21 protein-coding genes and 2 tRNA genes are annotated in these 22,332 nt (G+C 67.2%); 10 read left to right on the top strand and 13 right to left on the bottom strand.

The window, feature by feature from the left end; all coding sequences use genetic code 11:
• Positions 1-2: 2 nt before the first annotated feature.
• Positions 3-1,334: a 3-phosphoshikimate 1-carboxyvinyltransferase gene (gene aroA, locus AC07NN_RS23580; protein ID WP_494646248.1), complete on the bottom strand. Its 1,332-nt coding sequence runs from the start codon at positions 1,332-1,334 to the stop codon at positions 3-5.
• 117 nt (positions 1,335-1,451) lie between these two features.
• On the opposite strand from aroA, the gene AC07NN_RS23575 reads away from it, so the two are divergent.
• From AC07NN_RS23575 to AC07NN_RS23560, 4 genes are all read left to right on the top strand, one after another.
• Entirely contained in the window at positions 1,452-1,919 is a 468-nt protein-coding gene (locus AC07NN_RS23575) for a TIGR02300 family protein (RefSeq protein WP_494646247.1), read from the top strand.
• A gap of 230 nt (positions 1,920-2,149) precedes the next feature.
• Positions 2,150-2,225 (top strand) — tRNA-Ala (locus AC07NN_RS23570).
• Between the two features lie 169 nt (positions 2,226-2,394).
• Positions 2,395-2,823: an Hsp20 family protein gene (locus tag AC07NN_RS23565; RefSeq protein ID WP_494646246.1), complete on the top strand. Its 429-nt coding sequence runs from the start codon at positions 2,395-2,397 to the stop codon at positions 2,821-2,823.
• 82 nt (positions 2,824-2,905) lie between these two features.
• Complete coding sequence (locus tag AC07NN_RS23560) at positions 2,906-3,178, top strand: DUF1150 family protein (RefSeq protein ID WP_494646245.1); 273 nt, start codon at positions 2,906-2,908, stop codon at positions 3,176-3,178.
• Between the two features lie 61 nt (positions 3,179-3,239).
• Here AC07NN_RS23560 and ptsN read toward each other — a convergent pair whose 3' ends face one another.
• The 9 genes from ptsN to AC07NN_RS23515 all read right to left on the bottom strand — a co-directional run bounded on the left by ptsN (position 3,240) and on the right by AC07NN_RS23515 (position 9,739).
• Positions 3,240-3,704, bottom strand: coding sequence for a PTS IIA-like nitrogen regulatory protein PtsN (gene ptsN, locus AC07NN_RS23555; RefSeq protein WP_494646244.1), 465 nt, complete (start codon positions 3,702-3,704; stop codon positions 3,240-3,242).
• 86 nt (positions 3,705-3,790) lie between these two features.
• Positions 3,791-4,423, bottom strand: coding sequence for a ribosome hibernation-promoting factor, HPF/YfiA family (hpf, locus tag AC07NN_RS23550; protein WP_494646243.1), 633 nt, complete (start codon positions 4,421-4,423; stop codon positions 3,791-3,793).
• A gap of 74 nt (positions 4,424-4,497) precedes the next feature.
• Positions 4,498-5,112, bottom strand: coding sequence for an exopolysaccharide biosynthesis protein (locus AC07NN_RS23545; RefSeq protein ID WP_494646242.1), 615 nt, complete (start codon positions 5,110-5,112; stop codon positions 4,498-4,500).
• Between the two features lie 53 nt (positions 5,113-5,165).
• A complete protein-coding gene (gene rpoN / locus AC07NN_RS23540) occupies positions 5,166-6,659 on the bottom strand; it encodes an RNA polymerase factor sigma-54 (RefSeq protein ID WP_494646241.1) in 1,494 nt (497 codons plus the stop codon).
• Positions 6,660-6,864: 205 nt separating this feature from the next.
• Positions 6,865-7,623: an LPS export ABC transporter ATP-binding protein gene (lptB, locus tag AC07NN_RS23535; RefSeq protein ID WP_223392329.1), complete on the bottom strand. Its 759-nt coding sequence runs from the start codon at positions 7,621-7,623 to the stop codon at positions 6,865-6,867.
• A gap of 7 nt (positions 7,624-7,630) precedes the next feature.
• Positions 7,631-8,194, bottom strand: a complete 564-nt coding sequence (locus tag AC07NN_RS23530) for an LptA/OstA family protein (RefSeq protein ID WP_494646240.1) — start codon at positions 8,192-8,194, stop codon at positions 7,631-7,633.
• Positions 8,195-8,254: 60 nt separating this feature from the next.
• Positions 8,255-8,875, bottom strand: a complete 621-nt coding sequence (lptC, locus tag AC07NN_RS23525) for an LPS export ABC transporter periplasmic protein LptC (protein ID WP_494646239.1) — start codon at positions 8,873-8,875, stop codon at positions 8,255-8,257.
• A gap of 7 nt (positions 8,876-8,882) precedes the next feature.
• A complete protein-coding gene (locus AC07NN_RS23520; RefSeq protein ID WP_494646238.1) occupies positions 8,883-9,500 on the bottom strand; it encodes a ribonuclease D in 618 nt (205 codons plus the stop codon).
• A 152-nt stretch (positions 9,501-9,652) separates the two neighbouring features.
• Positions 9,653-9,739, bottom strand: a tRNA-Leu gene (locus AC07NN_RS23515).
• Between the two features lie 167 nt (positions 9,740-9,906).
• Here AC07NN_RS23515 and AC07NN_RS23510 point away from each other — a divergent pair.
• Both AC07NN_RS23510 and AC07NN_RS23505 read left to right on the top strand, forming a co-directional pair.
• Positions 9,907-10,872: a complex I NDUFA9 subunit family protein gene (locus AC07NN_RS23510; RefSeq protein ID WP_494646334.1), complete on the top strand. Its 966-nt coding sequence runs from the start codon at positions 9,907-9,909 to the stop codon at positions 10,870-10,872.
• Between the two features lie 7 nt (positions 10,873-10,879).
• Positions 10,880-11,179, top strand: coding sequence for a hypothetical protein (locus AC07NN_RS23505; RefSeq protein WP_494646237.1), 300 nt, complete (start codon positions 10,880-10,882; stop codon positions 11,177-11,179).
• A 36-nt stretch (positions 11,180-11,215) separates the two neighbouring features.
• Here AC07NN_RS23505 and AC07NN_RS23500 read toward each other — a convergent pair whose 3' ends face one another.
• Positions 11,216-12,019: an undecaprenyl-diphosphate phosphatase gene (locus AC07NN_RS23500; RefSeq protein WP_494646236.1), complete on the bottom strand. Its 804-nt coding sequence runs from the start codon at positions 12,017-12,019 to the stop codon at positions 11,216-11,218.
• A 229-nt stretch (positions 12,020-12,248) separates the two neighbouring features.
• On the opposite strand from AC07NN_RS23500, the gene AC07NN_RS23495 reads away from it, so the two are divergent.
• From AC07NN_RS23495 to gltB, 3 genes are read left to right on the top strand one after another with little or no spacing between them, the layout of a single operon-like run.
• Positions 12,249-13,694, top strand: a complete 1,446-nt coding sequence (locus tag AC07NN_RS23495) for an NAD(P)-dependent oxidoreductase (protein ID WP_494646235.1) — start codon at positions 12,249-12,251, stop codon at positions 13,692-13,694.
• A 5-nt stretch (positions 13,695-13,699) separates the two neighbouring features.
• Positions 13,700-14,143, top strand: a complete 444-nt coding sequence (locus AC07NN_RS23490) for a hypothetical protein (RefSeq protein ID WP_494646234.1) — start codon at positions 13,700-13,702, stop codon at positions 14,141-14,143.
• Positions 14,140-18,672, top strand: coding sequence for a glutamate synthase large subunit (gene gltB / locus AC07NN_RS23485; protein WP_494646233.1), 4,533 nt, complete (start codon positions 14,140-14,142; stop codon positions 18,670-18,672). The genes AC07NN_RS23490 and gltB overlap by 4 nt, the downstream gene beginning before the upstream one ends.
• 173 nt (positions 18,673-18,845) lie before the next feature.
• Here gltB and AC07NN_RS23480 read toward each other — a convergent pair whose 3' ends face one another.
• Entirely contained in the window at positions 18,846-19,283 is a 438-nt protein-coding gene (locus AC07NN_RS23480; protein WP_494646232.1) for a PaaI family thioesterase, read from the bottom strand.
• Positions 19,284-19,402: 119 nt separating this feature from the next.
• On the opposite strand from AC07NN_RS23480, the gene AC07NN_RS23475 reads away from it, so the two are divergent.
• Positions 19,403-21,013: a cisplatin damage response ATP-dependent DNA ligase gene (locus AC07NN_RS23475; RefSeq protein ID WP_494646231.1), complete on the top strand. Its 1,611-nt coding sequence runs from the start codon at positions 19,403-19,405 to the stop codon at positions 21,011-21,013.
• On the opposite strand, the gene AC07NN_RS23470 is transcribed toward AC07NN_RS23475, so the two are convergent.
• Complete coding sequence (locus AC07NN_RS23470; RefSeq protein ID WP_494646230.1) at positions 21,010-22,260, bottom strand: multidrug effflux MFS transporter; 1,251 nt, start codon at positions 22,258-22,260, stop codon at positions 21,010-21,012. The genes AC07NN_RS23475 and AC07NN_RS23470 overlap by 4 nt on opposite strands.
• Between the last annotated feature and the right edge of the window lie 72 nt (positions 22,261-22,332).

Below are 22,332 nucleotides of genomic sequence, written 5' to 3'. Positions count from 1 at the left end.
TCTCAGGCCTCGGTCAGCGTCGCGCCCAGGCCGCGCATCAGGTCGGCGAAGCCCGGGAAGCTGGTGGCGATCATGCCCGGCTCGTCGACCGAGACGGCCTCTTGCGCGGCCATGCCCAGGATCAGGTGGCTCATGGCGATACGGTGATCGCCGTGGGTGACCACGGTCGCGCCGCCCTTCGGCGGTTGGCCGGTCCCGGTGACGATGAAGCCTTCCGGCTCCTCGACCACCTGGACGCCGCAGGCCTTGAGGCCATTGGCGGTCAGGCTGATGCGGTCGCTTTCCTTGACGCGCATCTCGCCGACGCCGCGCATCACCGTCTCGCCCTCGGCGAAGGCGGCGGCGATGGCCAGGATCGGATATTCGTCGATCATCGACGGCGCGCGCTCGGGCGGGACGACCACGCCCTTGAGCTTGGAATATTTGGCGGTGATGTCGCCAACGTCCTCGCCGCTGGCGACGCGGACGTTCGAGATGACAAGATCCGCGCCCATTTCCTGCAGCGTCGTGAAGAGGCCGGTGCGCAGTTCGTTGAGCATCACGCCCTCGACCGTCACTTCCGAGCCCGGGACGATCAGGCCGGCCACCAGCGGGAAGGCCGCCGACGACGGATCGCCCGGCACGGCGACATGCGTGCCGGTCAGCTTCTGGCCCTCGGGCAGGCGGATGTGACGGACCGTGTGGTCGCCGCTGACCTTGTCCTCGACGATCACCTCGGCCCCGAAGGCGCGCAGCATGCGCTCGGTGTGGTCGCGGGTGGCTTCCGGCTCGATGACCTCGACGCCGCCCTCGGCATGCAGGCCGGCCAGCAGCACGGCCGACTTCACCTGGGCCGAGGCCATCGGCAGGGTGTAGTTCAGGCCGCGCAGGGCGCCGCCCTTCAGGGTCAGGGGCAGGCGACCCTTGTCGCGGCCCAGCCAGGTCGCGCCCATGCGGGCCAGCGGATCCAGCACCCGGCTCATCGGGCGGCCGCGCAACGAGCTGTCGCCGGTGAAGGTGGCGCACATGGCGAAACCCGCCGCCGCGCCCATGATCAGGCGCACGCCGGTGCCGGCGTTGCCGCAGTCGATGACGTCAGACGGCTCCTCGAAGCCGCCCTTGCCCTCGATCCGCCAGCGCCCGACGCCTTCCTGCTCGACCCGCGCGCCGAAGGCCTGCATGGCCCGCGCGGTGGCGAGGACATCGTCGCCCTCGAGAAGACCCTCGACCGTGGTGGTCCCGTTCGCCAGCGCGCCCAGGATCATCGATCGGTGGGAAATGGACTTATCGCCCGGGGCCCGCACGATCCCTCGCAGAGCGCCTGCGGGTGCGCTCTTCAATCCAGCCGACGACATGCCGAAACCGGCTCCTTGGTACTTGGTGGTTTTCGCGAAGGGGTTTGCTTTTGACAGCGGGCTCACGCCATGGCAAGTGACCGGCCGCTTTTCCCATCCGGATCAAAGGGTCGCCAATTGGCCAATCCCGACCTGGGCGCAAAACAAATCTGCCCCAACTGCCAGTCGAAGTTCTACGACCTCAACCGCCGTCCGGCCGTCTGCCCCAAGTGTGGTGAGCAGTTCGACCCGGAAGAGGCGCTGAAGTCCCGTCGTGTCCGCGCGCGTTCGATCACGCCGGACTATGACGCCGAGGACGAAAAGGAAGTCCCGGCTCCCAAGGAGCCGGATGGCTACGAGGACGAAGCCGACGAAACGCCGGAAATCGACGAAGCCGCCGAGGCGGATGTCGTCGAGACCGACGACGAGGACGCTGAACCCGGCGCCACGCCCGCGAGCGGTGACGACCTGGGTGTCGACTTCGCCGAGGACGAAGACCTCGCCGAGGACGAAGCCGACGACGTTCCGTTCCTGGAGGACGAGGACGACGACGACAATCTCGACGACGAGATCGAAGGTCTGCCCGGCGAGGGCGACGACGACTAATCGTCGAGGGTGATCCCTTGCTGGATAGCGGGTTTCAGGCTTCTGAAACCCGCTATCCACAGGGGTTTTCCGGGGTGCGACACTTTTCTCGAAAAAAGTTCGCGAAGGGGGTTGATCCCCGAAAAATCCCGGACTAGTTTCCGCGCCTCTTCGGAGGGCGACGCAAGTCGGAAACGCCGAAGAGACCAATGATTTCCGAGAGTTACCGCAAGGTTCTCGAAGAAAAATTTGGGGCTATAGCTCAGCTGGTAGAGCGCTTGAATGGCATTCAAGAGGTCAGCGGTTCGACTCCGCTTAGCTCCACCATCAAGGCCCGGACGGAAACGTCCGGGCCTTGTCCATTTCTGGACCCCGCCTTTCCCTTCCTCTTGAACGCTCCGATCACGGTCGCCATCTCTGGTTCCGTGTCGTGGGGATCGATGCCGATCCTCGGGTCTGTCTCCGCGAACGAAGTCGCTTGAGCGAGGACTTCGCGATGAATCGGACGATCCTGTTCGACAGCCCCTTCCTGTTGGGCTTCGAACACACACGAGACTTGATCGAGCGCGCCGCCAAGGCCGCTTCGGAGAGCTATCCACCCTACAATGTCGAGCAGTCGGACGACGGCGGCGTTCGGATCACCCTGGCCGTGGCCGGTTTCTCGCCCGAGCAGCTGCAGGTGACCGTCGAAGGCGGCCAACTCGTGGTGGCCGGCAAGCGCGAGAACGCCGACGGCCGCAGCGACGCCGAGCGGGCGTTCCTGCACCGGGGCATCGCCGCGCGAGGCTTCGTCCGCACCTTCGTCCTCGCCGAGGGCATGGAAGTGACCGCGGCGACCCTGGAGCACGGGCTCCTGCACATCGACCTGGCCCGCCCGGAACCCGAGCGCCTGATCAAAAGAATTCCCATTCGCAGCGCGGGCTGAAAGCCGCGCGAAACTCGCCATGTCCGGCGCGGTCTGAACCGGCCGGAGAACGGCGCGTTCCCTCATCTAGGAGGTGGTCATCATGACGCCCAACACCCACCACAACAGCCCGCTCTTCACGAGCGAAGCGTTCGCGGCCCTTGGCGCGCCCGACCTCGTCTATGTCCGGCCGATCAAGGCCGCCGAGATCCTCGCCGACGTCCCCGAGGGCGTGGAGGACTTCAACCTGGCCCCCGACCAGACCCTCTATGCGGTGTGTCGCGCCGACGGGGCGCGCCTGGCCGTCATGATCGACCGCGACACCGCGATCGCCGCCGCCCTGGCCCACGAACTGGCCCCGGTGTCGGTCCACTAGCCCGAAACGAAAGAGGGCCCTCACGGGCCCTCCAGACGTCCTGAGGATGATCGCGGCCTGACTAGGCCGCCGAGCTGGTGGCTTCGTGCGTCAGCAGGACGTGGATGGCGTCGGCCGAGCGGGCCTGGCGCAGGGCCTTGCGCATCTCGGGCTGGCGCATCATCCGCGCCACCCGGGCCAGGGCCCGCAGGTGCTGGGCGTTGGCCTCGCGCGGGGCGAACAGCGCCACCAGAAGATCGACAGGCTTGTCGTCGAGGGCGTCGAAGGCCACCGGCGTATCCAGGCGCACCACGACCGCGCGGACGCGGTCCAGGCCGTCGAGACGGGCATGTGGAATGGCGACGCCTTCGCCCACGCCGGTCGAACCGGCGGCCTCACGTTCGACGAGGCCTTCGAGAACGGCGTCGCCGTCGACGCCCAGCACGCGGGCGGCGACGTCGGCGACCATGGAAAGGGCCTGGCGTTTAGCGGGCGCGCCGACGCGCAGCGCCACCGCTCCGGGGTCCAGAAGATCGCCAATGGTCATGGACTTCTAACGCTCGCTCGTTGTCGACCGCCTTGGCGCCGTCGCTGGAGATCCACCGACGACGCCTCCAACCATGACTGGCCAGATTAGCTCGCGGTAGACCCGTGCCCGTTCAGCGACTTTGTGCGTTCGGGGTCGATCCAGCCGATATTCCCGTCTGGACGCCGGTACACCACGGACAATCCCCCGTGGGCGGCGTTCCTAAACACGATTGCCGGGTACGCGGTCAAGTCCAGTTCCATGACAGCCATGGAAACGGTCATTGTCTTCACAGCGGCCTGGGTCTCCGCGATGACCATCGCCGCGGGCGCGCCCGTCGGGTGGTCGGCTTCCACATCCCAGTCATGCTCTTCGCCTTCGTCCACCTCGGGGGCGCGAAGGACGAACATCGCGGCGTTCTCGACCTTCTTGGCCGTGGCCGCTTCAGAGTGGCTCTTGAGCCGCCTCTTGTACCGTCGAATACGGGTGTCGATCTTGGCCAGGGCGGAGTCGAACGCGGCGTGCGCGTCACCTCCAGAACCATGGCTGATAAGCTGCTGACCCGAAGCCAGCTTTACTGAGCAATCAACACGGAAGGCGTAGCCATCCTTGCTGACCACGACCTCGGCGGCGCCGCCTCGGTCGAAGTATTTCCCAATGCTCAGGGCGATTTCGTCGGAGACTCGCGCTCGCAGAGCCTCACCAACGTCGACATGCTTGCCGGAGACTTGGACTTGCATATCGATACAACGCGCCTGTCCGTGAACGGTGTCAAGCGGCGCCGTCGGTCCTTAAGGAGTGGTCCTCAAGGGTCTTAAAGAAGCCCCGAAAACACCCCGATCAACTTGCGCACGGCCATGATCACGACATGGGCGCTGACGAACAGCAGAGCCCCGCTGCCAAGGGCCATCAGGTAGCCCAGAAGCGCCAGTATTCCGTCTCGCTGCAGCAGCGCCAGGGCCAGGACGGCGACGGTCGCGCCGGGCGCCAGGTTGCCCAACGGAATGGGCAGGACCAGCACCAGGGCCAGCAGGGTGCAGACCACCCCGATGGCCCGCTCGCCCAGGGGTGCGAACATCGGTCGCAACCGGGGACGGGTGACCAGCTCCATGCTGCGCACGATGGGTCCCAGGCGGCGGAAAAGGCCCCGCAGGTCGTCGCGCCGCAGGGGACGGTTCATCAGCCCGCGCGGCAGCCACGGCGTATCCGCGCCCATGGCGATCTGCGGCGCCAGGAACAGGATCGGCAGGGACAGGATGGTCGACGAGCCCGGCGGCAGCGGCAGGGTGTTCAGAAGACCGAAAACCAGCAGCATGGCCCCGAAAGCCCGGCTGTCGAAGGCGGCCAGCATCTCGCCGACGGTCAGGGTGGGGCTGGCGTCCTCGCCGAAGCCCTCGATCACGTCCGCCAGACTCTTTTCGCTCATCAAATCCTCGTCACGGCCCGCTCAGGAACGTGCGAGGGGCAAAAACAACTACGCGGCTAGGCGGTTTCCTTCATCGCGCGGCGACGCTCGACGGAGGAGGGGATACGCATGGCCTCGCGGTACTTGGCCACGGTCCGGCGAGCGATGTCGACCCCGGCGGCCTTGAGAATCTCCACGATGGCGTCGTCCGAGTGCACATCGGTCTCGGTTTTCTCGGCGTCCACCAGGCCCTTGATCTTGTGACGGACGCTGGCGGCCGAGTGGGCTTCGCCGCCTTCCGACGACTGAATGGCCGAGGTGAAGAAGAATTTCAGCTCGAACACGCCGCGCGGGGTGGCGATGTACTTGTTCGAGGTGACCCGGCTGACCGTGCTCTCGTGCATGCCGATGGCGTCGGCGACGGTCTTCAGGTTCAGCGGACGCAGGTGCTCGACGCCATAGGCCAGGAAGCCGTCCTGCTGGCGGACGATCTCGCTGGAGACCTTCAGGATGGTCTTGGCGCGCTGGTCCAGACTCTTCACCAGCCAGTTGGCCGTGGCCATGCAGTCGGAGACGAAGGTCTTTTCCTGGTCCGTCCGCGCGCCCTTGGCGACGCGGGCGTGGTAGCGCTGGTCGACCAGCACGCGCGGCAGGGTGTCGGTGTTCAGCTCGACGTGCCACATGCCGCCCAGGCCCTCGCGGACCACGACGTCGGGCACCAGGGTCTCGGCCGGCTCGCTATGATAGGCCGCGCCGGGACGCGGGTTCAGCGAGCGGATCTCGGCGATCATGTCGCGCAGGTCTTCGTCGTCGACGCCGCACACGCGGCGCAGGCCGGCCATGTCGCGCTTGGCCAGGAGCTCGAGATTGTCGAGCATCGCCGCCATGCACGGGTCGTAGCGGTTCAGGTCCTTCAGCTGCAGCGCCAGGCACTCGCGGACGTCGCGGGCGAAGACGCCGACGGGCTCGAAGCCCTGCAAGGTCGCCAGGGTTTCCTCGACCATCTCCAGCTTGCAGCCGAGGCGGGCGGCCAGCTCGATGACGTCCAGGCGCAGGTAGCCGCCCTCGTCGACGGCGTCGATCAGGATCTCGGCGATGGCGTTGCGGGCGGGGGAGAGGGCCGCCTGGACCAGCTGCGCGCGCAGGTGCGCGGCCAGGGTCGGGGTGTCGGTCAGGGCGCGTTCGTAGTTGTCGTCGCCTTCGAAGGAGCCGCCGCCGCCGGCGCGCGACCAGTCGATCTGGCCGCCGGCATGCTCGGCTTCCGCGCCATCGCCCGTGGCGCGCTCGCCGGGGGAGACGTCCTCGGAGGGCGTGTCCATCTCGCGGCCGGCCGTGGTGTCGGCGACGGAGTCGACCTGGGTCAGGCTGGCGTCGCGAACGGCTTCGACTTCACCCGACGGCTCGTGCTCGCCCTCGTCGCGTTGCAGGAGCGGATTGCGTTCCAGCTCCTGCTCAACGAAGGCGTCGAGCTCGATGTTCGACAGTTGCAGCAGCTTGATGGCCTGCTGCAGCTGCGGGGTGATGACGAGGCCCTGACCCTGACGGATCTCGAGGCGGTGGCTGAGCGCCAATGCGCCCTCCTGACAAATCGAAAAACTTCGACCGCCATTGAAGGGCCTGTTTGGTTAACGGCTCGCCAACACCTGCAAATATCAGGCCGGTGCGACGTTCCGTCCTGGAAAAGATCGTGCCAAGCGGAAAATCGCTTGTTGGACAAAGGCTTGTGCGAGCCGCCCGCGTTGTCGCAGGCGCCTTTTGCCTAGCCCCTGCGCGGACTCAGTCCCCGAGACGGGGCTCGCTGAAGCTGTCGCCCAGATAGACGCGCTTAACTTCCGGATTGTCGACGATCTCGCGTGGCGAGCCTTCGAACAGCACCTCGCCCGCGTGGATGATCGAAGCGCGGTCGATGATGTCCAGGGTTTCGCGGACATTGTGGTCGGTGATCAGGATGCCGATGCCGCGACCCTTCAGGTAGCCGACCACCTCACGGATGTCGGCGATGGCCAGCGGGTCGATGCCGGCGAAGGGCTCGTCCAGCAGCATGAAGGACGGCTCGGACGCCAAGGCGCGGGCGATTTCCACGCGGCGACGCTCACCGCCCGACAGGGCGACGGCCGGCGACTTGCGGATATGGGTGATGCGCAGCTCTTCCAGGATGCTGGTGACCTGCTCGCGCGCCTTGCGCGGGTCCTTCTGGCGCATCTCCACCACGGCCATGACGTTCTGCTCGACCGTCATGCCCCGGAAGATCGAGGCTTCCTGCGGCAGGTAGCCGACGCCGAGGCGGGCGCGCTGGAACATCGGCTGGGAGGTGATGTTCTCGCCGTCCAGGTAGATCGCGCCGTAGTCGGCGGCGATCAGGCCGGTGACCATGTAGAAGCACGTCGTCTTGCCAGCGCCGTTCGGGCCCAGCAGGCCGGCGACCTCGCCGCGCTTGAGGCGCAGGGAGACGTTCTTCACGACCGGGCGGTCGCCGAACGACTTGCCGACGGAATCGACGAACAGGCCGTCCATGTCGTTGGAAGTGAGGGTCATGCAGATCCTACTGGCGCGGAGCGGGCTGTTCGGCCGGCGCGTCGGTCTTCTTGTCTTCCTGGTAGAACACGGCGCGGACGCGACGCTGGGCATTGCGGCCGGGGCTGTTGGATTCCAGCTTGGCGTCGTTGGTCTTGGTGTTGACCGTCAGCTTGTCGCCGCGCGCCACGTCCTTGCCCTTCACCAGCACCACGTCGCCGGTGATCACGGCGATGCTGTTGTCGAAGGTGTAGACCGCGCGGTCGCCACGCGCCTGCTGGGCGTCGCTGACCATGTAAACCGTGCCTTCGGCCTCCATGCGCTGGGCGTTGCCGCAGGCATTGGCGTTATCGGCGGTCGGCCGCTTGGCGTTGTAGATCGTCACCTTCTGCGCGCGCATGCGCGAGCGGTTCTGCAAGATCTCCACGTTGCCCGTGAAGATGATGATGCACTTGCTGTTGATCGTTTCCTGGTTGTCCGCGGACACGTCGACAGGCGCGCTCGAGTCGGTTTGCCGAGCGTAGGCCGGGCCGCTGGCCCCCAGGCCAGACAGGATCAAAGCGGTCGCCGCAGCAGCCGTCCATCGCTTCATCAGAACCATGTCCTCATCCGTCGCGGCTCGCCCAGGAGGCGAACCCACGCCATTTCTTCTTTACTGCCGTTCGAACCGCGCGCGAACCCCACCGCGGAAGACGATGCGATCGCCCTTGTCATATACGGAGTAGGCCTGGGATTGCACCTGTCCGCTTGGACCTTCGCCCATCATCGTGCTTTCGCCCGAAACGTTTCCGGTCTTGGTGTCGACCAGCGACTCCTCCGACGCGAAGCGATAGCCCGCGCCGTCGTCCAGCCGCACGTCCTTCTTCAGGTTCAGCGTGAAGTCGTCCTGACGATAGACGCCGTGCTTGGCGGTCATCCGCGTCGGCGTCGGCGAGCCCAGGTCCAGGGTCAGGGCCGGGTCGTCCAGGATGATGCGGCGCGGATCGTTGTCGTCGCGGATCGCCGAGCGCGCGGTGATCATGAAGCTGCGCCCATCGGTCGACTGGCCATAGAAGCGCGGCGTGATCAGGCGGATCTCGGTCTTGGCCTCGGCCGGCGGGTGAGTGGCGGCCATGTAGGTGCGCCAACCGACCTGCGTAGCCACCAGCACCAGCAACCCCACGATCGCGGCCGGAAGAAGGATGCGCGCCAGCAACACGCGGCGCGAGCGGCCGCGCCAGCGCGCGAGATCGGCGCTGATCGTTCGTCCAGTCATGACCGCGGTGGGGTGCATGGCGCTCTTATGCGTGGGCGAAGATGTCCATCTCCTCCCAGCCGGCCAGGTCAAGCGAAGCGCGGTGGGGAAGATAGTCGAAAGCGGCCTGGGCGTGGGCCATGCGGCCTTCACGTTCCAGCATGATGTTCAGTTTCTCGCGCAGGGCATGCAGGTGCAGCACGTCCGAGGCGGCGTAGGCCACCTGCTCGGCGCTCAACGCAGGCGCCCCCCAGTCCGACGACTGCTGGGCCTTGGACAGCTCCACGCTCAGCAGTTCGCGCGTCACGTCCTTGAGGCCGTGGCGGTCCGTATAGGTCCGGGCCAGCTTCGAAGCGATCTTGGTGCAGTAGACGGGCGCGGTCACGACTCCCAGATGGAGTTCGAACATGGCGATATCAAAGCGGCCGAAGTGAAAAAGCTTCAGGATGGCCGGATCGGTCAGCAGCGCCTTCAGGTTCGGACAGTCATAGGCCGGACGATTCAGCCGGACGACGTGGGCGTGGCCGTCGCCCGACGACAGTTGAACCACGCACAGCGGGTCGCGACCCAGGCGCAGGCCCATGGTCTCCGAATCGATCGCGATGATGTTGGCGCCGGCGAACACGCCGTCGGGCAGGTCGCCCTCGTGAACGAAATTGGCCAAGTCTCAGAAATCTCCGGCGAACATGTCTGACGGCGCTCGCGCGAGCGCGACGAACCACACGCCCGATTAAGAGCGCGCGTCACTTATACTCACGATGAACGGGATATCTAGTTTGGCGCCACCCCCGCTTCTCGAAGAAGCTAGATAAGGGGTGGTGCCCAGGAGAGGACTCGAACCTCCACGACCTTTCGGTCACTGGCACCTGAAGCCAGCGCGTCTACCAATTCCGCCACCTGGGCCCGCTGCGCAACCGGGTAGGTCGCTGCGAGGCCGGGACGTTTAGGGAAAGCTTCTGACGCCGTCAACAGACAAAAATCGATAAGTCGCGATTTCATTGCGAAGCCGCTCCCAGTCGTCTAATTCCCCGTTATCGCGATGGGGTCATCGCAGGCGACGAGGAATGATGATGCAAGGTCTGGTCACGGTGTTCGGCGGCTCCGGTTTCGTGGGCGGCCAGGTCGTGCGGGCGCTCGCCAAGGCGGGCCATCGCGTTCGGGTGGCCGTGCGCCAGCCCAACCTCGCCTATCGCATGCGCATGCTGGGCGATGTCGGCCAGGTCGAGGTCGTGCAGGCCAATGTCCGCAACCCGGCTTCGGTGGCCCGCGCCCTGGACGGCGCCGAGTCCTGCGTGAACCTGGTGGGCGTGCTCTGGGAGAGCGGCCGCCAGAAGTTCCAGTCGCTGCACGTGATGGCCGCCCAGACCGTGGCCCAGGCCGCCGCCAAGGCCGGCGTCAAGCACCTGGTCCACATCAGCGCCCTGGGCGCCAATGCCGACTCCACGTCGAAATACTTCCGCACCAAGGCCGAGGGCGAAGCCGCCGTGCGCGCCGCCTTCCCGGGCGCGACGATCGTTCGCCCGTCGCTGGTGTTCGGCGTCGACGACAAGTTCTTCAACAAGTTCGCGCAGATCGCCGCGCTGTCGCCGATCATGCCGCTGGTCGGCGGCGAAACGCGCGTGCAGCCGGTCTTCGTGGCCGACGTCGCCGCCGTGGTCGCCAGGGCCGCCGCCAACCCGGCCGCCGTGGGCGTGACCTACGAGCTGGGCGGTCCGACCGTCTACACGATGCGCGAGATCCTGCAGCTGGTGCTGACCGAGACGGGCCGCGCCCGTCCGCTGGCCCCGCTGCCCTGGCCGATCGCCTCGCTGCTGGGCACGGCCGGCGACATCCAGGCCTCGATCATCCCGTGGGCCCCGCCGCTGACCACCGACCAGGTCGAGATGCTGAAGAGCGACAACGTCGCCGAGCACGGCCTGCCGGGCCTGGCCGAAGCCGGCGTCGTCGGCACGGCCGTCGAGGCGGTGGTCCCGACCTACCTCTACCGCTACCGCAAGGGCGGCCAGTACGCCGAGACCCCCGCGGGTGCGTTCTAGGCCAAGCATGGTCCAGCGGGTCGGCCTCGCCTTTGTCGGCGTAATCGGCCTGATGTTTCTGCTTATCTGCTACAGCTATTTCCTCGGGAACGCTGAAGTCCGCGCGCTGACCGCCGCCGGCTATGGAGAAATGCGGCTGGGCGGGACCCGTGGACCGACGCCTTGCCGCTTCGGCGAGGCGGCAAGCGTCTTCGTCGCCCAGGGCGCTCGCGGCGAAGCTCAGGGCTATCTGTGCACCAGCCTGCTTGGCGTGACGAAAATCCACGCCATGCGTCCCACCGAGATAGACAGGATCGACTGGGACTAGCGGTCGCCCCAGTCGGCTTGATGAGTCGGCGCGATGTCAGTGGTGCAGGTACAGCACCGCCAGCCCGCCGATGCCCACCGCGATCCGCCACCAGGCGAACGGGGCGAAGCCGCGCTTGCCGACGAAGTCGAGCATGTACTTCACGACCACCAGGCCCGACAGGAACGACACCACGAAGCCGATGGCCACGATGCTGACGTGGCCGGCGTCCAGGGCGTCGCGGTTCTTGTAGACGTCCAGGGCGAAGGCCCCGACCATGATCGGGATCGCCATGAAGAAGCTGAACTCGGCCGCGGCCCGGCGCTCGATGCCCAGCAGCATGGAGCCGACAATGGTCGAGCCCGAGCGCGAGACGCCGGGGATCAGCGACAGGCACTGGAAGAGCCCGACGATCAGCACCTTGTGCAGCGGCAGGTCCATGGCGTCGTGATCGACGGCCGGCGGGGCCTTCTTGTCGATGACCAGCAGGATCACCCCGCCGATCAGCAGCGACCAGCAGATGATCAGCGGGCTCTCGAACAGGAACTTCTTGATCACGTCGTGCAGCAGCAGGCCCGCCACGAAGGCCGGGATCACCGCCACGATCACGCTGATCGCGAACCGGCGCGCCTCGGGCCGGGTCGGCAGGCCGATCAAGACGTTCCAGAGCCTTTGGAAATAGAGGGCGACCACCGCCAGGATCGCGCCCAGCTGGATCAGCACGATGAAGGTGTCCCACGAGGGATCCTTCAGCCCCATCAGCGTCTTGGCCAGCAGCAGGTGGCCGGTGGAGGAGACGGGTATGAACTCCGTAAGCCCCTCGACCAGACCCAGGATAATGGCGCTCAACCAGTCAGGCATGTCACGGACTCCGAATATGGTCCTGGGGTGCGCCCGACACGGTAAATAGGTCGTAAATCCACAAAGTGGACCATATTGCATGCGCGTTGCGAGTCGATCTCAAAGACCATGCCCCGAATGCGGATATATAGGTCTATAAATTTGACCACCACATTCTTCTTGCCTCAAAGAGTCCGTATGAGGCCCGCCTGAGCAATTTTTCTCCCGTGAGGGAGGCGAGGGAAGTCGCATGGCCGAGCGCATGCTGAAATTCACGACGGTGGCCCGCAAGACGCCTGAAAAGCGTGCGGCCGCTGAGCGTTCGGGCGACTTCCACGAGATCTACGCCGACTTCATCGATGCGAAAGCGACCGAGCAGGCCTCGCGTTGCTCGCAGTGCGGCGTGCCGTTCTGCCAGACGCACTGCCCGCTGCACAACAACATCCCCGACTGGCTGCGGATGACCGCCGAGGGCCGCCTGGAAGAGGCCTACGCCCTCTCGCAGGCGACCAATTCGATGCCGGAAGTCTGCGGTAGAATCTGCCCCCAGGATCGCCTGTGCGAAGGCAACTGCGTGATCGAGCAGTCGGGCCACGGCACCGTGACCATCGGTTCGGTCGAGCGCTACCTGAGCGACAAGGCCTGGGAGAACGGCTGGGTGAAGCCCCTGGTCGCCGGCGAAGCGCGCGGCCAGTCGGTCGGCGTCGTCGGTGCTGGTCCCGCCGGCCTGGCCGCCGCCGAGAAGCTGCGCGAAGCCGGCTACGACGTCACCGTCTATGACCGCCACGACCGCGCCGGCGGCCTGCTGATCTACGGCATCCCCGGCTTCAAGCTGGAGAAGGACGTCGTCGAGCGCCGCACCCAGCGCCTGGCCGACGGCGGCGTCGCGTTCAAGCTGGGCTTTGAAGTCGGCAAGGACGCCACCCTGGAAGACCTGCGCGCCAAGCACGACGCGGTGCTGATCGCCGTCGGCGTCTATGCCGCGCGCGACCTGACCGTCCCGGGCGGCGGCAGCAAGGGCGTCGTGGCCTCGCTGGACTACCTGATCGCTTCCAACCGCCAGGACCTGGGCGACACCGTCCCGGAAATCGAGTCGGGCGAACTGAACGCCGAGGGCAAGGACGTCGTCGTGGTCGGCGGCGGCGACACCGCCATGGACTGCGTGCGCACGGCCATCCGCCAGGGCGCCAACTCGGTCACCTGCCTCTATCGCCGCGACAAGGCCAACATGCCCGGCTCGATGCGCGAAGTGTCGAACGCCGAGGAAGAAGGCGTCACTTTCGAATGGCTGGCCGCCCCGCGCGCGCTTTCGGGTGAAGCCGAAGCCGTCACGGGCGTGCGCGCCATCCGCATGCGCCTGGGCGCGCCGGACGCCTCGGGCCGCCAGAGCCCCGAGGAAATCCCCGGCGGCGACTTCGACCGCTCGGCCCAGCTGGTGGTCAAGGCCCTGGGCTTCGAGCCGGAGAACCTGCCGCAGGACTGGTCGGCTCCCGACCTGAAGGTCACCCGCTGGGGTACGGTGAAGGCCGACGTCCGCAACCAGATGACCAATCTCGACGGCGTGTTCGCCGCTGGCGACATCGTTCGCGGCGCTTCGCTCGTCGTCTGGGCGATCAAGGACGGCCGCGACGCCGCCGACGCCATCCACCGTTACCTGCAGGCCAAGGTCAGCCCCGCGCTGATCGCGGCGGAGTAGGGCGCGTGCGCGCCTTGCCCGTCCGGCTCATGACGACCGCAGGATCGAGCTTGATCTTGAGCGGCGCTCTGGCTGTCGGTTCGGCGGTGGCCGGCGATCTGGCCGTGGGCCAAACCCTCGCCTGCGCTCCTGAAGGCATCGTCGCCGTCGTCGGCCGCTTGGATCCAGGCGGCAAAGACGGCGCCGTTATCGCGAGCGTCTCACTGTTTGACAGCCGCGCTGGCGCCAAGTTTGGCGTGCTTGGGCACATTCCGGTGGACGCTCAAGCGTTGGCCAAATCCTGTCCCAAGACGGTGTCTCCGCAAGCCTTGGCCCCGGATTTCGCAGGAGGCTACGCCCAATGGCGAAAAGCCTTTGAAAGCGGAAAAGGCGGCTATTTCACCATCCCTGTCAGCGAAATACTCGACGTCGTGAAGAAGATGATGTCCGAAGCGGGAGCAACCCAATGACCGACACGACCGCTCTCACCCAGCACGACCTCTATCTGAAGAACCGCCAGGCGCTGATCGACGGTCACGCCTATGACCCGACCACCGAGCGCGACGCCTGCGGCGTCGGTCTGGTCTGCGCCATCGACGGCCAGCCGCGCCGCGAAGTCGTCGAGCTGGCGATCAAGGCCCTGAAGGCCCTCTGGCACCGCGGCGCCATCGACGCCGACGGCAAGACCGGCGACGGCGCCGGCGTGCTGGTTTCGGTCCCGCAGGACTTCTTCGTCGACCAGGTGCGTCGCACGGGCCACGCCCTGCGCTCGGGTCCGATCGCCGTCGGCCAGATCTTCCTGCCGCGCACCGACCTCGACGCGCAGGAAGCCTGCCGCACGATCGTGGAAGCGGAAGCCCTGCGCTTCGGTTTCTACATCTATGGCTGGCGCCAGGTGCCCGTCGACACCTCGGTGATCGGCGAGAAGGCCAACGCCACCCGTCCGGAAATCGAGCAGATCATGCTGGCCGGTCCGGCCGGCCTGGAAGGCGAGGCGCTGGAACGCGCCCTGTTCCTGTGCCGCAAGCGCATCGAAAAGCGCGTCCACGGCCAGAACATCAACGACTTCTACATCTGCTCGTTCTCGGCCAAGTCGCTGATCTACAAGGGCATGTTCCTCGCCGAGCACATCGACGAGTTCTATCCCGACCTGAAGGACGACCGCTTCGCCGCCGCCGTGGCGATCTTCCACCAGCGCTATTCGACCAACACCTTCCCGCAGTGGCGTCTGGCCCAGCCCTTCCGGATGCTCGCCCACAACGGCGAGATCAATACGATCAAGGGCAACGTCAACTGGATGAAGTCCCACGAGATCAAGATGGCCGCCCAGGCCTTCGGTGAGTTCGGGGACGACGTGAAGCCGGTGATCCAGCCGGGCGGCTCGGACAGCGCCAACCTGGACAACACCTTCGAGGTGCTGGTGCGCGCCGGTCGCGACGCGCCGATGGCCAAGGCCCTGCTCGTGCCGGAAGCCAACAATCCGAAGATGAAGGACGCCCACAAGGCGCTCTATTCGTACTGCAACGCCGTGATGGAGCCTTGGGACGGTCCGGCCGCCCTGTGCGCCACCGACGGCCGCTGGGTCGTGGCCGGCAAGGACCGCTCGGGCCTGCGCCCGCTGCGCGTGGCCTACACCGACGACGGCCTGGTGATCATGGGCTCGGAAGCCGGCATGTGCGGCGTCGACGAGGCCCGCATCACCCGCAAGCTGGCCATCGCGCCGGGCCGCATGCTGGCCATCGATCTCGCCGAAGGCCGCCTCTATGGCGAGGACGAGATCATCGACGAACTGGCCGGCCGCCACCCCTACACCGAGTGGCTGGGCAACATGGTCGATCTCGAGAAGGAGATCGGCCCGGGTCCCGAACCGCGCAAGTACGCCCGCGAGGAGCTGACCCGTCGCCAGGCCGCCGCCGGCTATTCGCTGGAAGACCTGGAAATGGTCCTCGCCCCCATGGTCGAGGACGGCAAGGAAGCCGTCGGCTCGATGGGCGACGACACGCCGCTGGCGGTGCTGTCGGAGAAGTACCGTCCGCTGTCGCACTACTTCCGTCAGAACTTCAGCCAGGTGACCAACCCGCCGATCGACCCCCTGCGGGAGACCGGCGTCATGAGCCTGAAGACCCGCTTCAAGAACCTGGGCAACATCCTGGCCCAGGACGCGGCCCAGGCGGACGTCTACGTGCTGGAAAGCCCCGTGCTGACCACCGGCATGTACGAGCGCATCCACGGCCTGCTGGGTGAGAAGAACGTCGCGGTCATCGACTGCACCATGCCCCTGCCGGCCGCCGAGGCCCGGGGCGGCGACGCCCTGCGCGCCAACCTCGACCGCATCCGCGCCGAGGCCGAGGACGCCGTGCTGCGCGGCTGCGGCGCCATCGTCCTGACCGACGAGGCTTCGGCCGAAGACCGCGTCGGCCTGCCGATGATCCTGGCCACTGGCGGCGTCCACGCCCACCTGGTCGCCAAGGGCCTGCGCTCGTACGTGTCGATCGTCGTCCGCTCGGCCGAGTGCCTGGACACGCACTATTTCGCGGTGCTGGTCGGCGTCGGCGCCACGGCGGTCAACGCCTACCTGGCCCAGGAGAGCTTCCAGGATCGCCTGGAGCGTGGCCTGCTCGGCGACAAGTCGCTGCGCGACGTCTGCATCAACTTCAAGACGTCCATCGAGGGCGGCCTGCTGAAGATCATCTCCAAGATGGGCATCAGCGTCATCTCCTCGTACCGCGGCGGCTACAACTTCGAAGCCGTCGGCCTGTCACGCGCCCTGGCCGCCGAGTTCTTCCCCGGCATGCCCTCGCGCATCTCGGGCATCGGCCTGGCCGGCATCGAGAGCAAGACGGTCGAGCTGCACCGCAAGGCCTGGGGGACGGCCGCCGTCACCCTGCCGGTCGGCGGCCTGTACAAGGCCCGCCGCTCGGGCGAGGCCCACGCCTTCGAAGCCCGCCTGATGCACACCCTGCAGACGGCGTGCGACACCGGCGACTACGAGCTCTATCGCCGCTGGAGCAACGGCCTGCGCACGCAGAAGCCGATCCAGCTGCGCGACCTCCTGGACTGGCGCTCGGACCGCAACCCGATCTCGACGGACGACGTCGAGAGCGTCAACGAGATCCGCAAGCGCTTCGTCACGCCGGGCATGAGCCTGGGGGCTCTCGGCCCTGAGGCCCACGGCGCCCTGAACATCGCCATGAACCGCATCGGGGCCAAGTCGGTCTCGGGCGAGGGCGGCGAGGACAGCGCGCGCTACAAGCCGCTGCCGAACGGCGACAACCCCAACAGCGCCATCAAGCAGGTGGCCTCGGGCCGCTTTGGCGTCACCGCCGAATATCTGAACCAGTGCGTCGAGCTGGAGATCAAGGTCGCCCAGGGCGCCAAGCCCGGCGAGGGCGGCCAGCTGCCCGGCTTCAAGGTTACTGAAATGATCGCCCGCCTGCGTCACTCGACGCCCGGCGTGATGCTGATCAGCCCGCCGCCGCACCACGACATCTACTCGATCGAGGACCTGGCCCAGCTCATCTATGACCTGAAGCAGATCAACCCGGTCGCGCGCGTCACGGTGAAGCTGGTCGCGGCCACCGGCATCGGCGCCATCGCCGCCGGCGTGGCCAAGGCCAAGGCCGACGTGATCCTGGTCGCCGGCGGCGTCGGCGGCACGGGCGCCTCGCCCCAGACCTCGGTGAAGTACGCCGGCGGTCCGTGGGAGATGGGCCTGTCGGAAGCCAACCAGGTGCTGACGCTGAACAACCTGCGCCACTCCGTCGTCCTGCGGGCCGACGGCGGCATGCGCACGGGTCGCGACATCGTCATCGCCGCCATGATGGGCGCCGAGGAGTTCGGCATCGGCACCGCCTCGCTGGTGGCCATGGGCTGCATCATGGTGCGCCAGTGCCACTCCAACACCTGCCCGGTCGGCGTCTGCACCCAGGACGAGGCCCTGCGCGCCAAGTTCACCGGCACGCCGGACAAGGTCATCAACCTCTTCACGTTCGTCGCCGAGGAAGTGCGCGAGATCCTGGCGGGGCTGGGCTTCAAGAGCCTGCAGGAAATCGTCGGTCGCACCGACCTGCTCGCGCAGGTGTCGCGCGGCGGCGAGCACCTCGACGACCTCGACCTGAACCCGCTGCTGGTCCGCGCCGATCCGGGCGCGAACAAGCCGTACAACACGGTCGTCGGCCGCAACGCGGTGCCGGACACGCTGGACGCCCAGATCGTCCGCGACGCCGCTCCGCTGCTGGAACGCGGCGAGAAGATGCAGCTGACCTACACGGTCCGCAGCACCGCCCGCACCATCGGCACGCGCACGTCCAGCCACATCGTCCGCAAGTTCGGCATGAAGGGCCTGCCCTCGGGCCACCTGACCGTCCAGCTGAAGGGTTCGGCCGGCCAGAGCCTGGGCGCCTTCGCGGTCCAGGGCCTGCGCATCGAACTGACCGGCGAGGCCAACGACTATGTCGGCAAGGGCCTGTCGGGCGCGACCATCGTGATCAAGCCGGCGCGCGGCCTCGCGGCTCCGGAGACCAACGCCTTGATCGGCAACACCGTGCTGTTCGGCGCCACCTCGGGCCGGCTGTTCGCGGCGGGCCAGGCCGGTGAGCGCTTCGCGGTCCGCAACTCGGGCGCCACCACGGTGGTCGAGGGCTGCGGCGCCAACGGCTGCGAGTACATGACCGGCGGCCAGGTGGTGATCCTGGGTTCGACGGGCGGCAACTTCGGCGCGGGCATGACGGGCGGCATGGCCTTCGTGCTCGACCAGCACGACCGCTTCCAGGACAACATCAACCCGGACAGCATCGTCGTGCAGCGCCTGGCCTCGCCCTATTGGGAAGGCGTCCTGCGCTCGCTGATCGCCGAGCACGCGCGTGAAACCGACTCGGTCTTCGCGGCCACCTTGCTCCGCGACTGGGACCGCGTGCGGGATCAGTTCTGGCAGGTCTGCCCGAAGGAAATGATCAACCGCCTGCCTCAGCCGCTGGCGGCCGAGCAAGCGGTCGCCTGATCCTTATCCCTCTCCCCTTGCGGGAGAGGGTGGCCCACGCAGTGGGTCGGGTGAGGGGTTGAAGACAAGATCCGCCGCGACAGCCTCACCGCCGTCGCGGCGGTTTTCGTTTGTACGACCCCTCATCCGTCGACTTCGTCGCCACCTTCTCCCGCAGGGGGAGAAGGGAACCCCTACGCCGCCACCTTCGCCGTCAGCAACTTGAACGTCGCCCGAGCCCGGGCTACCGCCTCGCCGTCCGCCCGCAAGGTCGCCTCGGCGAAACAGATCGAGCGGCCCAGCTTGATGAAGTCGGTGTCGAACTCGAGCCATTGGCCCAGCTTGGCCGAGCCCAGATAGTCCAAGGTCAGGGACACCGTGACGAGGCCGCCGGTCGGCTGGCGCGCGGCGATCAGGTTCACCCCGAGCGACAGACCCATGGCGTTGTCGGCCAGGGCCGCCAGGAAGCCGCCGTGCGGCATGCTCCGCGAATTGCAGTGAACCTCGCGAATGCGCGTACCCAGAACCAGGCGATCCGGAGCCTGCCGCGCATAGAGCGGCTCCCACGGATCGGTGACCGGGCTCTTGCGAACGTGCGGAACGAAGCCTTCGGGGATCATGTCGTCGCTCATCGTCGCCTCGCGCAGATTCAAACGATCGTTTTAATCTAACATCGAAGGCCCTCTTGCGCGAGAGGGCGCGACAGCTTCGTTATGGCGACGGCTGAACGAAGGGAGCCGCTCGACATTCCATGTCCATGCGCGCCTTCGCCCACCTGCTCGACCGGCTTTCCCTGACCAGCTCGCGCAACGCCAAGCTGACCCTGATCGCCGACCACCTGCGTCACACGCCGGACCCCGATCGCGGCTACGCCCTGGCGGCCCTGACCGGAGCCCTGTCGTTCAACGCCGCCAAGCCCGCCTTTATCCGTAAGGCCGTCGAGGCGCGGATGGACGCCCAGCTGTTCGCCTGGTCCTACGACTATGTCGGCGACCTGGCCGAGACCGTCGCCCTGGTCTGGCCCAGCAAGCCTGGCGCCAACCGGCCGCCGGAGCTGTCCGAAGTCATTGAGGCCTTACACTCAGCCTCGCGCGCCGAGGTTCAGCGGCTGATCGAGGGCTGGCTGGACGCGCTGGATCCCGACGGTCGCTGGGCGCTGCTGAAGCTGATGACCGGCGGCCTGCGGGTCGGGGTGTCCTCGCGCCTGGCCAAGCAGGCCTGCGCCAATTTCGGCGGCGTCGAGATCGGCGAGATCGAGGAGGTCTGGCACGCGATGGCGCCGCCCTATGGCGACCTCTTCGCCTGGCTGGAGGGCCGCTCCGAACGCCCCTCGCCCGATGCGCCGGGGCGCTTCCGGCCGGTGATGCTGGCCCAGCCGATCGACGAGGCGGTGGACTTCGCCAAGCTCAATCCGGCCGACTACATCGCCGAATGGAAGTGGGACGGCATCCGCGTCCAGGCCGTCAGCGAGCGCGGCGAGCGGCGGCTCTACACCCGCACCGGTGACGATATCTCGGCGACCTTCCCTGACGTGGTCGAGGCGCTGGACTTCGAGGGCGCGATCGACGGTGAACTCCTCGTCCTGCGCGATGGCGCCCTGGCCCCGTTCGGCGACCTGCAGCAGCGGCTGAACCGCAAGACGGTCGACGGCAAGCAGCTGGCGACCTTCCCGGCCGGCATCCGCGCCTATGACCTGATGATGGACGGCGAAAAGGACGTGCGGTCCCTGCCCTTCGTCGAGCGCCGCGCGCGGCTGGAGGCGTTCGTCGGGCGGCTGAAGACGACGCGGATCGACCTGTCGCCGCTGCAGCCGTTCAGGACCTGGGAGGAACTCGCCGGCCTGCGCGCCGATCCGCCCGAGGGCGACGCCCAGCTTTCCGAAGGCCTTATGCTGAAGCGCCGCGACAGCGTCTACGAACCTGGCCGCCCCAAGGGTCCGTGGTTCAAGTGGAAGCGCGACCCCCGCCTGATCGACGCGGTGCTGATGTACGCCCAGCGTGGCCACGGCAAGCGGTCCAGCTTCTATTCCGACTACACCTTCGGTGTCTGGCGCGAGGACGAGGAGGGCCGGCGGACCCTGACCCCCGTCGGCAAGGCCTATTTCGGCTTCACCGACGAGGAGCTGAAGCTGATCGACAAGTTCGTCCGCGACCACACGATCGAGCGCTTCGGGCCGGTGCGTTCGGTACGGGCCGACCTCGAATTCGGTCTGGTGTTCGAGGTCGCCTTCGAGGGCCTGCAGCGCTCGACCCGCCACAAGTCGGGCGTGGCCATGCGCTTCCCGCGCATCAACCGCATCCGCTGGGACAAGCCCTCCCGGGAGGCCGATGAGCTGAAAACGCTGGAAGCGATGCTCGACTAGTGGGCCGCCACCGGGGCGCCGCCGCCGGAGCCGGTCTGGAACAGCTTGCCCTTCTCGGTCGCCAGCACGGCGATCAGGCCCGCGACGCCGAAGGCGACGAAGCCCAGGGTCAGCGGCACGGTGGTGCCGTCGAACAGCTGGCCGATCAGGAAGCCCGCCAGCGCCCCGCCCACCGTGGTGATGAAGCCCTGGATCGAGGCGGCCGCGCCGGCCACGTGGCCCAGCGGCTCCATGGCGATGGCGCCAAAGTTCGACATGACCAGGCCGAAGCAGAACATCATCGCGGCCTGCATCAAGGCAAAGCTCAGCAGGGTCTCATGGCCGGTGATCGCCACCACCGCATGGGCGGCGGCGACGCCGATGAAGCCGATCAGGGCCCAGTGCGAGACCTTGCGCATGCCCAGCTTCTCGACGATGTGCGAGTTCCACAACGACGAGATCGCCATGGTCCCGGCGATGCCGGCGAAGACCAGCGGGAAGATGTCGCCCGCGCCCAGCACCTGCGAGAACACCTGCTGGGCCGAGTTCAGGAAGCCGAACAGGCCGGCCACCACCAGGGTCGAGGCGATCGTGTAGCCCATGGCCACGCGGTCGGTCAGCGAGATCTTGAAGGCCGAGCTAACGCCCTTCACCGAGATCGGGATGCGGTCCTCGACGTGCTGGGTCTCGGGCAGCTTGATCGCCGCCCAGGCCATGACGACCAGGCCGAAGATCGACAGGACGCCGAAGATCCAGCGCCACGAGGCGAACAGCATGATCGCCTGGCCCAGCGACGGCGCGATCACCGGCGTGGCCAGGAAGACGATGAAGGCCAGCGACATCACTCGCGCCATCTGGCGGCCCGAATAGCAGTCGCGAACGATCGAGATGGTCAGCACCCGCGTCGAGGCCGCGCCCAGGCCGGTCAGGAAGCGGGCGAGCAGCAGGGTCTCGAACGAGGTGGCGAAGGCGCAGAGGGCGGCGAAGATCGTGTAGAGCGTCAGCCCGACCATCAGCACGGGCTTGCGGCCATAGCGGTCGGCCAACGAGCCATAGACCAGCTGGGCGACGCCGAAGCCCAGCAGATAGGCGGTGATCACCCACTGGCGCGCGTTGGGATCGTGCACGCCCAGCGCCTCGCCGATGTGCGGCAGGGCCGGCAGCATGGAGTCGATGGCCAGGGCGTTGGTGGCCATCATCGCCGCGATCAGGGCGACGAATTGGCCAAAGCCCATGCCGGGGTGCGGCGACGGGTTGCTGTCTGACATGGGAGCTCTCGCGGTCTGGGACGCCCCAGGCACGAGACGCGTTCGCGCGGCATATAGGGTTTGGCGCGCCAG

It is taken from the genome of Caulobacter sp. GW821-FHT09H08, from assembly GCF_059415885.1.
The sequence above is the reverse complement of the archived record's forward strand: the minus strand, read 5'-3'. Positions and strand labels throughout refer to the sequence as shown.

What these genes read in the sequence shown, in the direction of transcription:
- aroA (WP_494646248.1), bottom strand. Translation starts at nt 1,334, where the DNA reads ATGTCGTCGGCTGGATTGAAGAGCGCACCCGCAGGCGCTCTGCGAGGG.
- AC07NN_RS23565 (WP_494646246.1), top strand. Translation starts at nt 2,395, where the DNA reads ATGAATCGGACGATCCTGTTCGACAGCCCCTTCCTGTTGGGCTTCGAA.
- AC07NN_RS23560 (WP_494646245.1), top strand. Translation starts at nt 2,906, where the DNA reads ATGACGCCCAACACCCACCACAACAGCCCGCTCTTCACGAGCGAAGCG.
- ptsN (WP_494646244.1), bottom strand. Translation starts at nt 3,704, where the DNA reads ATGACCATTGGCGATCTTCTGGACCCCGGAGCGGTGGCGCTGCGCGTC.
- hpf (WP_494646243.1), bottom strand. Translation starts at nt 4,423, where the DNA reads ATGCAAGTCCAAGTCTCCGGCAAGCATGTCGACGTTGGTGAGGCTCTG.
- lptB (WP_223392329.1), bottom strand. Translation starts at nt 7,623, where the DNA reads ATGACCCTCACTTCCAACGACATGGACGGCCTGTTCGTCGATTCCGTC.
- AC07NN_RS23530 (WP_494646240.1), bottom strand. Translation starts at nt 8,194, where the DNA reads ATGAAGCGATGGACGGCTGCTGCGGCGACCGCTTTGATCCTGTCTGGC.
- lptC (WP_494646239.1), bottom strand. Translation starts at nt 8,875, where the DNA reads ATGCACCCCACCGCGGTCATGACTGGACGAACGATCAGCGCCGATCTC.
- AC07NN_RS23510 (WP_494646334.1), top strand. Translation starts at nt 9,907, where the DNA reads ATGCAAGGTCTGGTCACGGTGTTCGGCGGCTCCGGTTTCGTGGGCGGC.
- AC07NN_RS23505 (WP_494646237.1), top strand. Translation starts at nt 10,880, where the DNA reads ATGGTCCAGCGGGTCGGCCTCGCCTTTGTCGGCGTAATCGGCCTGATG.
- AC07NN_RS23500 (WP_494646236.1), bottom strand. Translation starts at nt 12,019, where the DNA reads ATGCCTGACTGGTTGAGCGCCATTATCCTGGGTCTGGTCGAGGGGCTT.
- AC07NN_RS23495 (WP_494646235.1), top strand. Translation starts at nt 12,249, where the DNA reads ATGGCCGAGCGCATGCTGAAATTCACGACGGTGGCCCGCAAGACGCCT.
- gltB (WP_494646233.1), top strand. Translation starts at nt 14,140, where the DNA reads ATGACCGACACGACCGCTCTCACCCAGCACGACCTCTATCTGAAGAAC.
- AC07NN_RS23480 (WP_494646232.1), bottom strand. Translation starts at nt 19,283, where the DNA reads ATGAGCGACGACATGATCCCCGAAGGCTTCGTTCCGCACGTTCGCAAG.
- AC07NN_RS23475 (WP_494646231.1), top strand. Translation starts at nt 19,403, where the DNA reads ATGTCCATGCGCGCCTTCGCCCACCTGCTCGACCGGCTTTCCCTGACC.
- AC07NN_RS23470 (WP_494646230.1), bottom strand. Translation starts at nt 22,260, where the DNA reads ATGTCAGACAGCAACCCGTCGCCGCACCCCGGCATGGGCTTTGGCCAA.